This is a genomic window from Micromonospora sonneratiae (assembly GCF_042679305.1).
Classification (GTDB): domain Bacteria; phylum Actinomycetota; class Actinomycetes; order Mycobacteriales; family Micromonosporaceae; genus Micromonospora_H; species Micromonospora_H sonneratiae.
Map to the genome: position 1 here is coordinate 128,475 of NZ_JBHTMP010000015.1, position 8,594 is coordinate 137,068.

An 8,594-nucleotide genomic window follows, 5' to 3' on the forward strand; every position below is an offset into this window, starting at 1 on the left:
CTCTTCAGTGGAGCCGGCATGACGGCCTCGCGAGGTCGACTCGTACGTCGTCCCCAGCCGCCTGGGAAAACTGCGATGCCCGACCCGGACGGGCGCAAGAGGATGTTCTGTCGGCCATAGTCGATGGCCGCTGTCGGACGCCGCCCCGGAGACCGGGGTGCCCTCGGCATCGACTGTGCGTGGTGGCTCTGCCAGTGCCCAGATTCTTACATGGGAGCGCTTCCACCACAACCATCCATCGACGAGTCGCGACTGAGACAACTCCCCGATTCGGGCGAAACCAGACTTGGAATCACCATTCAGACGCGCGTACACCTTTTCGCCGGTTAGTGGCTCAGTGACCGTTTTCCGTGCCGGACGAGCCGGACATCAGGGCCGAACACACACCGCTGGCCGAAGAGGCAAGCGAACCGGAGTAGAAGCGCAAAGCGGCTTCCGGTGATCACAGGCATCGCAAGGCATCTCATTGCCCCGACCCCGGCCAGCGACGCTGATCGCCAGCGTCACACTCCCGAGCCCTTCATAGCTCCGATAGCACACCTAACCCGCTTGTCCCGTGCCTTTCACCTACTTAACGCATTAATCCGATGAAACCTCGCGAAAGCGATAGCCTCGGACATAGCTCGGCTGCCGTCGAGCAAAGGGCAACAGGGGAAGGAGTGACGAAAGTCATGGCTAAGAAGTTCCTCGGCAAGATGGTCGCTGGCGCCGCGCTCGGTGGTGCCTCCTTGCTCGTCTGCGCGCCCGGAATGGCGCTGGCAGACAGCGGCTCCCACGGTGCGGACGGGAACGGCAACAGCGGTCACATCTACACAAAGCCCCACTGGGCGAAGCCCGGGGAAGAGGTGGCCATCACTGAGATCTGCAAGGCACCTCAGGACCAGGCCTGGGTGTGGTCGAAGGTCACGGGCAAGGTCAAGCTGAAGCCCAAACACCATGACGACAAGGGATCTCGAGAAAACGGCGGCTACGGGGACGAGTCCCGCGAAGAGCGTTCCGAGAGCCGCGAGCACGAGAAGTCGTACAAGGAAAACAGCGAGTACGACGAGTACAAGAAGTACAAGGAGAAGTCGGACCGGGAGGGAAGCCGGTCGGGCAACGAGAATTCTGCCGAAGGTAACAACCGGTCCGAGGAACGGACCGAGGCCGGCAAGAAGGACGAGCACGGCAATAAAGATGAGCAAGGTAAGAAGGACGAGCACGGCAACAAAGACGAGCAGGGCAAGAAGGACGAGAACGGCAAGAAGCACGAGAACGGCGAGCAGTCGGCCGAGGGCAGCCGGGACGACAAGAAGCGCGAGAACGGCGAGCGGGCCGCTGAAGGCAGCCGGGACGAAAAGAAGGGCGAGAACGGCAAGAAAGACGAGCACGGTAAGAAGGACGAGCACGGCAACAAAGACGAGCACGACAAGAAGGAATGGGACAGCAAGAAAGACGAGAACGGCGAAGAGGACGGTTACAAGTACTTCGCCAGTGTCGAGATTCCGTGGGACGCTCAGCCGGGTACCTACGAGCTGAAGGGCTCGTGCGGCGACGGCAAGCTGACGATCGTACCCCGCGGTTGGGTCGAGGGCGGTGACGGCGGTGCCGGCGGCATGGACACCGGCCTCGCTGCAGGCGGTGCCAGCATGCTGGGTGCCGCAGCTCTCGGTGGAATCGTTCTGCTGCGTCGGCGTCGGGCTGATGGAACTCTGGCCTAAGGCGATGACGAGTGGAGCCGGCGGCCGTCACGAAGCGTGGCGCGCCGCCGGCGCCGCCGTCGTCGCCATCCTGGCCCTGGTCGGTGCGGGTTTCATCGGTGCCGCGCTGAACGAAGCACCACCGTTGCAGCCACCACAGCCGATCGCCGAGGCCGGACCAGCAGATCTTGATTCGACCGACCTGAATTCGACCGACAACAGGCGGGCAGTGGGGGACGGATCCGATGGCTCATCGGATATGTCGGATGATCTGCATTCCGCCGATTCAGTTGGAATGACGCGATCCGAGCCGACCGACATCACGATCCCGAGGATCGGCGTCGCCGCGAAGATCATGACCCTGGGCGTGAACCCGGACGGGACCGTGCAGGTACCACCGCTGGATCAGGCGCAACTCGCCGGCTGGTACCAGCCCGGACCGAGTCCGGGCGAGATCGGTAACTCCGTGATCGTCGGGCACGTGGACTCCGCGGCAATCGGACCCGCGGTGTTCTTCCATCTCGGGTCACTGCGCGCCGGGGACATCATCCAGATAACCCGCAAGGATCAGAGCGTCGTCAAGTTCGCCGTGGACAGCGTCAAGTCGTACCCGAAGGTCGGGTTCCCCACCGAGCTTGTCTACGGTCCGACCAACAAGGTCGGCCTTCGGGTGGTGACCTGCGGTGGTCAGTTCGACGAGGAGAACCGCAGCTACGTGAACAACATCATCGTATTCGCCACCCTCATCGACTGAGGCCGCACCGGCCGGGGGCGGGTCGTCACCTGCTCACGAAACGTGGAACGAGCCTGGGCCAAACCAATCTGGTAGGCCCAGGCTCGTCCAGTCGATCGAACGGATCAACCCAGCGGATCAGCTCGCTGCCGAGGTCCGCACCAGGGTACGGATCTGACGCAGCAGCACCGACAGCGCGGCCAGATCGGCCCGCGACTCGTCGAACTCGCCCATCGCCTTACGCGCCCGGCTGACCGACGTCACGTTCGTCTGCTCCCACTCCTGCACCCGGTCCGCCGGCGACGCGGAGTCCGCCGTCGAACCGAGCACCTCAGCGGTGAGCGCCGCCAGTGCCGCGTACAGGTCGTAGCGCAGGGCCATCCGGGCCAGCGTCTGCCAGCGGTCCTCCCGAGGCAGCAGCGAGATCTTCGACAGCAACGAGTCGACCCGGAACCGGTCGGAGAGCACGAAGTAGATCGAGGCAACCTCGCCCACGTCGCGGCCCGTCTGGATGGCCGTCTCCACCACGTCGAGCAGCCCGAAGCTGTACATCAGCCGGGTCGCCTGCTCGGCCAACTCCCTCGGCAGCCCGCGACCGATGAACCGGTCGATGTGCGCCGTCAGCGACTGCCGCTCGCTGCCGTAGAAGAGGTTCTCCAGGTCGGGCAGCAACCGGGACACCCCTTCCCGGAGCCGACCCAGCTCACCCGGCACGTCCAGCGGCGAGCGCCGGTTGGTGACCAGCCAACGTACGGCACGGTCGAGCAGGCGACGGGTGTCCAGGTAGACACCGGTCTGCACCTCCGTCGACACCTTGTTGTCCAGGGCCTCGATGGCCGCCCAGATGTCGCCGAGCCGGAACAGGTCGCGGACCACGACGTAGGCGCGGATCACATCCGCCGCCGTGGCGGCCGTCTCCTCCACCACCCGGTAGATGAAGGAGATGCCTCCTCGGTTGATCACCTCGTTGACCAGAACGGTGGTGACGATGTCCCGGCGCAGTCGGTGACTGGCCATCCGGTCGGCGTACCGTTCCCGCATCTGGGTCGGGAAGTAGTTGGCCAGTACCTCGGCCGTCCACTCCTCATCGGCCAGGCCGTCCTCGAGGATCTCCTTCTCCAGGGCGATCTTCGTGTACGCCAGCAGTACCGCGAACTCCGGCGCGGTCAACCCGGTCTCGGTACGGGCGGCCAACTCCTCGTCCGAGGCCAGCGCCTCCAGTTCCCGGTTGAGCTGACCGGTGCGCTCCAGGTCGCAGATCATCCGGCGGTGCACCGGCAGCAGCGATGCGGCCTGTGCCTGCGCGTTACCGATCGCCCGCGCCTGGTCGTAGTTGTCCCGCAGCACCAGCTCGGCGACCTCGTCGGTCATCTCCGCCAGCAGCGCGTCCCGCTCCGGTCCGGTCAACTCGCCGTCGGCCACCACCGCGCCGAGCAGGATCTTGATGTTGACCTCGTGGTCGGAGCAGTCCACCCCGGCGGCGTTGTCGATGAAGTCGGTGTTGATCCGGCCGCCCGCCACGGCGTACTCGATCCGCCCGACCTGGGTGAAGCCCAGGTTGCCGCCCTCGCCGACCACCTTCGTCCGCAGATCCTTGCCGTTGATCCGGATCGCGTCGTTGGACTTGTCCCCGACCTCGGCGTTGGACTCGGTCGACGCCTTGACGTACGTACCGATGCCGCCGTTCCAGAACAGGTCCACCGGTGCGGTCAGGATCGCCTTCATCAGCTCCTGCGGCGACATCTGCTCGACGTCCGACTCGAGGCCGAGCACGTCCCGGACCTGGGGCGAGATCGGAATCGACTTGGCGGTACGCGGGAAGACGCCACCGCCCTCGGAGATCAGCTTCTCGTCGTAGTCGGCCCACGACGAGCGCTCCATCTCGAACAGCCGCTTGCGCTCGGCGTAGGACGACGCGGCGTCGGGCGACGGGTCCAGGAAGATGTGCCGGTGGTCGAAGGCGGCCACCAACCGGATGTGCTCGGAGAGCAGCATTCCGTTACCGAACACGTCACCGGACATGTCCCCGACCCCGACCACGGTGAAGTCCTGGGTCTGGGTGTCGATGCCCATGTCCCGGAAGTGGCGCTTGACCGACTCCCAGGCACCCCGGGCGGTGATGCCCATCTTCTTGTGGTCGTAGCCGGCCGAACCACCGGAGGCGAACGCGTCGCCCAGCCAGAAGTTGTACGACGTGGAGATCGCGTTGGCGATGTCGGAGAAGCTGGCGGTGCCCTTGTCCGCCGCGACCACCAGGTACGGGTCGTCACCGTCGTGGCGGACCACCTCGTGCGGCGGCACGATCTCGCCACCCACGATGTTGTCGGTCACGTCGAGCAGCCCCGAGATGAACCCCTGGTAGCAGGCCACCGCCTCGTCCCGGTCGCCCGGCTTCTGCTTGAGCACGAAGCCACCCTTGGCGCCGACCGGCACGATGACGGAGTTCTTCACCATCTGTGCCTTGACCAGGCCGAGCACCTCGGTCCGGAAGTCCTCACGCCGGTCGGACCAGCGCAGACCACCCCGGGCCACCGGGCCGTACCGCAGGTGCACGCCCTCGAAGCGCGGCGAGTAGACGAAGATCTCGAACTTCGGGCGGGGTGCCGGCAGGTCCGGGATCGCCTGCGGGTCCAGCTTGAAGGCCACGTACGGCTTGGGCCGCCCGTCGGTACGCCGCTGGTAGAAGCTGGTCCGCAGGGTGGCCTGGATCAGCGTCAGGTACGACCGCAGGATCCGGTCCTGGTCCAGGCTGGCCACCTCGTCGAGTTCCCGCCCGATCGAGCCGACCAGTTCCTTGCTCCGCAGGCTCCGCTCCTCGGTGCTGATCTCCAGCAGCGGGGAGAACCGGACCTCGAAGAGTTCCACCAGCAACGCGGCCAGGTTCGGGTAGGCGATGAAGGTCGACTCCATGTACTCCTGGGAGAAGACCGTGCCCGCCTGCCGCAGGTACTTCGCGTACGCCCGCAGCACCACCACCTGCCGCCAGGTCAGCCCGGCCCGCAGCACCAGCTCGTTGAAGCCGTCGATCTCCGCCTCGCCCCGCCAGGTGGCGGAGAAGGCGTTCTCGACGTGCGGCCGGACCTCGACGAGTTCCCGCGCACCCTCCGGCAGTTCCAGCCCGAAGTCGTACAGGTAGATCTGGCCGTCGATGCGCTCCACCTCGTACGGGTGCTCGTCGACCACCCGGACACCGAGGGAGTGCAGCACCGGCAGCACGGCGGAGAGCACCATCGGCTCGCCGTACCGGTAGACCTTGAACCGGACGTCCATCTCCTCCGGCTGTTCCGGGGCGGCCCAGCCCGACGGCCGGGGCCGGTGCTTGCGGAACATGTGCATCTCAAGCTGGCCGGGCTCTTCGAGCAGCTCCAGCTTGGCGAGGTCCTTCATCGCCTCGTACGGCGTGTGCCCGTCCTTGTAGCCCTCCGGGAACGCGTCGGCGTACCGGGTGAACAGGTGCTTGGCCTGCTCGTCGCCGAGCTTGCGCTCCAGTACGAGACGGTAGTCGTCGTCCCACAGCCGGGTCGCGTCGGCGAGCTTCTCGGCCAGCACGTCGGCGTCCACCTCACCGGGCGGGTTGCTCGGGTCGGTACGGACGATGAAGTGCACCCGGGCGAGCATGGACTCGGTGACCCGGGTCGTGTAGTCGACGCCGACACCGTTCAGCTCGCGTAGCAGGATCTCCTGCATGCGCAGCCGGTTCTGCGTGGTGAACCGGTCGCGGGGCAGGTAGATGAGGCAGGACATAAACCGTCCGTAGCCGTCGCGACGCAGGAACAGCCGCAGCTGGCGGCGACCCGCCATCCGCAGTACGCCGATGACCGCGTGGTAGAGGTCGTCCGTCTTGATCTGGAACAGTTCGTCGCGGGGGTAGGTCTCCAGGATCTGGAGCAGGTCCTTGCCGGAGTGGCTGCGCGGGCTGAGCCCGGAGCGTTCGAGCACCTCGGCGACCTTGCGCCGGACCACCGGCAGTTCCCGCACGCTGGTGCGGTAGGCCGCAGTCGAGAACAGGCCCAGGAAGCGCCGCTCGCCGACCACCTCGCCGGCCTCGTTGAAGATCTTGAAGCCGATGTAGTCCAGGTAGGCGGACCGGTGCACGGTCGCCCGGGAGTTCGCCTTGGTGATGATCAGCAGGCGCTTCTCCAGCACCTTGTGGTACGCCTCCGGCGTCATCGACGACAGCGTCCTCGGCTGGGTCGAGTCCTGTCGCAGGATGCCCAGACCGCTGCCGAGCACCGCCTCCAGTGCCTTGTCCGAGCCGTCGCCGTCGGCCGGCTGACCGGTTTCGACCAGCTTGTACTCGCGGTAGCCGAGGAAGGTGAAGTGCTCGTGCGCCAGCCAGCGCAGCAGCTCGACCGAGTCGGTGATGTCCTTCTCCGGCACCGGCGGACGGGCGTCGGAGGTACGGGCGGCAGCCAGCTCGTCGGCCAGCGCCAGGGCGCGCTGCCGCATCTTGGGCCAGTCCTCCACCGCCTCCCGGACATCGGTGAGGACGCGTTGCAGTTCGGCGCGGAGCCGGTCCCGGACCGCCGGGTCGCGAACCGGGTCGATCTCGATGTGCATCCAGCTTTCGACGAGGTCCCCGTCGATCGCGTCGTCCGGCTCGACGTCGGCCGCGACCTCGATCAGCTTGCCCAGCGGCTCCCGGCGCACCACGACCAGCGGGTGCACCAGCAGGTGGACATCGAGGTGCTGGGCGGTGAGCAGCGCGGTCACCGAGTCGACCAGGAACGGCATGTCGTCGGTGACGATCTCGATGACCGAGTGCTGCTGGTCCTCGACCGGCTCGCCGATACGCAGTTTGAGCTCACCCGGCACCCGCTGCTGGGCCAGATCCCGGTGGTCCTGCGCCGCGGCCAGCATCTCCTCGGCGGTGAAGCCGATGAGTTCCTCGTCGGGCGCGAATCGCCAGAACCGGTCGACCAGCGTGGCGGCGTCGTGATCGTCGCCGGCCAGTGCCACGGCCTGCGCTACCAGCCGCTCGGCATTGGGTACTGGTTCATCGAGATCGGAGTCGTCCACGTCGTCGGTCAGTGCCTCGTTCGGCAGCGCCGGATCGTAGAGCGTGTCTACGCTGACTCCGGTGAATCCTGTGACGCCGGTGTCGATCGTGACGCCGACACCATCACCGTCACTATCGGCCACGGTGTCGAAGCTGTCGTCCCGGCTGGTCGTAACCTGCCGGAGATCGGGACCCGGTTTGATCGCCGGACGCCGGTCCATCGGTGCCACTCCCCTCGACCCACCACGTTGTGAGTCAGTCTTCGCCCAGCCTATGTGCTAGCTGTTCACAGATTTGTCGGCGAATCGCCAACTGGATATCCGGACCCGGACTCCTTACTACCCGTCGTGGACACGGAGCAGACGTAGCGCTGCTTACCCAGGCTCATGACGTCATCACGCCAACGGGGGAACCTGTTTTCGCAGCCCGTACACGATCTTGTTCCGGTCGCACGGGGCCGACCATACCCCGCAGCGAAACCGCCCCCGTACCACCGTCGGGCCGTCCCGCACGGTTCGGCAACGGAAGGTAACCGAGCGGTACGCCGCCGTACCCGCCCCCGACGACCGGGGCGACCCGGGGATCGCCGTCGAATCCGACGCTCCCGGGCTGGTTGCCAGCACGTTGGCTGGCCACGGCCTCTGGATCCGTCACGCAGAGCACACGATCGGCCGCCACGGAGCGCAACGCCTCAAGGAACCAACAAGTCTTTGCCCAACAACTTGACAGGCACGATCCGACCCTGCCCCCATCCGGTCGGCCGGTCGCCGGAATCATCGACACAGCCATGATCGAGCAGGTCAGAGGGCTACTACGGACCGCCGGGCGCGGGCGGCCGACGCTCGACACGGCCCCGTCGGGCCACAGTGACGAAGGACACAGTAGCAACTCGGTAACACTCCCGACGGCGGCCGGTTGAGCCGCCCTTCCCACAGCGGAAAGTAACCTCCGTGGGGCGGCCGGCCACCCCGGCCGGCCACGCTCCGCGCGTCCGGGGGATCGGCGGATGGGCCGTACCGGGTCGAATTGATCAGCTTTCCGGTGCGGCGATCAGCCTTCGAGCGCGGCGATTCCCGGCTCGGTCCGCGCGGTGGTCGCGGGCTGCTCGTCCGGCTCGGCCGCGCCGGTCGCCTCCGGTGGGCCGTCCGGATCGGACCGCTCGGCGGTCGGGCCGACCGCCCGT

3 protein-coding genes are annotated in these 8,594 nt (G+C 66.6%); 2 read left to right on the forward strand and 1 reads right to left on the reverse strand.

Going from position 1 to position 8,594, the window contains the following annotated elements; translation table 11 throughout:
• Positions 1-671 precede the first annotated feature (671 nt).
• Both ACFQ4H_RS12735 and ACFQ4H_RS12740 read left to right on the forward strand, forming a co-directional pair.
• A complete protein-coding gene (locus tag ACFQ4H_RS12735) occupies positions 672-1,700 on the forward strand; it encodes a hypothetical protein (protein WP_377570376.1) in 1,029 nt (342 codons plus the stop codon).
• Positions 1,701-1,704: 4 nt separating this feature from the next.
• Positions 1,705-2,433: a class F sortase gene (locus ACFQ4H_RS12740; RefSeq protein WP_377570378.1), complete on the forward strand. Its 729-nt coding sequence runs from the start codon at positions 1,705-1,707 to the stop codon at positions 2,431-2,433.
• A gap of 117 nt (positions 2,434-2,550) precedes the next feature.
• Here the strand turns inward: ACFQ4H_RS12740 and ACFQ4H_RS12745 are convergent, their stop codons facing one another.
• The gene (locus ACFQ4H_RS12745) at positions 2,551-7,632 is read right to left on the reverse strand and encodes an NAD-glutamate dehydrogenase (RefSeq protein ID WP_377570380.1); all 5,082 of its coding nucleotides are present in this window, start codon (positions 7,630-7,632) and stop codon (positions 2,551-2,553) included.
• Positions 7,633-8,594: the final 962 nt, after the last annotated feature.

Bases quoted from the DNA above. Each gene is read 5' to 3' on its own strand.
- ACFQ4H_RS12735 (WP_377570376.1), top strand. From the start codon at position 672: ATGGCTAAGAAGTTCCTCGGCAAGATGGTCGCTGGCGCCGCGCTCGGT.
- ACFQ4H_RS12740 (WP_377570378.1), top strand. From the start codon at position 1,705: ATGACGAGTGGAGCCGGCGGCCGTCACGAAGCGTGGCGCGCCGCCGGC.
- ACFQ4H_RS12745 (WP_377570380.1), bottom strand. From the start codon at position 7,632: ATGGACCGGCGTCCGGCGATCAAACCGGGTCCCGATCTCCGGCAGGTT.